The organism is Anaerococcus sp. C0059F3, from assembly GCF_056590475.1.
Window position 1 is genome coordinate 1 of the sequence record NZ_JBWPWE010000031.1, and the last position, 673, is coordinate 673.

Annotated in this window: 1 protein-coding gene; it reads left to right on the plus strand. The window is 29.3% G+C overall.

Going from position 1 to position 673, the window contains the following annotated elements; translation table 11 throughout:
- Positions 1–56 precede the first annotated feature (56 nt).
- Positions 57–650, plus strand: coding sequence for a transposase (locus AC1EJ5_RS10010; RefSeq protein ID WP_479816016.1), 594 nt, complete (start codon positions 57–59; stop codon positions 648–650).
- Positions 651–673: the final 23 nt, after the last annotated feature.

The window sequence follows — 673 nt, forward strand, 5'->3', positions numbered from 1 at the left end:
TGAACTGACCCCCAAAAGTTAGACCTAAAAACTAACTAAAGGAGGTCAGTTTTTTAATGGCAAAATATAGCACAGAATTCAAAATGAAAGTAGTAAAAGAATATTTAGAATCCAATATCTCATATAGATCTTTATCAGATAAATATTGCATACCATCAGAAAAAGTAATAAAAACCTGGGTAAATACATATAAAACACAAGGCTATGAAGGACTAAAAGTAAAAAGAGAAAATACACAATACACTTTGGAATTTAAGTTAAATGTAGTAAACTTGTACTTAACAGGAGAAATGTCCTATCAAAGCCTAGCAAATGAATTAAAGATAAACAATCCATCAATGATAGCAAGATGGGTAATAGACTTTAGAGAAAAAGGCATAGAAGGACTGAAATCTAAAAAGAGAGGAAGACCTTCAAAAATGTCAAAGACCCAAAAGAGATCAAAAGACTCTAAAACAGAATCATCAGCACAATTAACCAACGAAGAAGATAATTCCTTAAATGAAGCACAACTAAAAGAAAAAATAAAGAAATTAGAAGAAAAAAACTATTGGCTCCAACTAGAAAATGATGCAATAAAAAAAAAGATAGAATTGTCTCAAATGACAGATACAGAAATAAGACAATTGCTGAAACAATTGAAGTCTTAAGAAGTAAATACAAACTAAAAGAC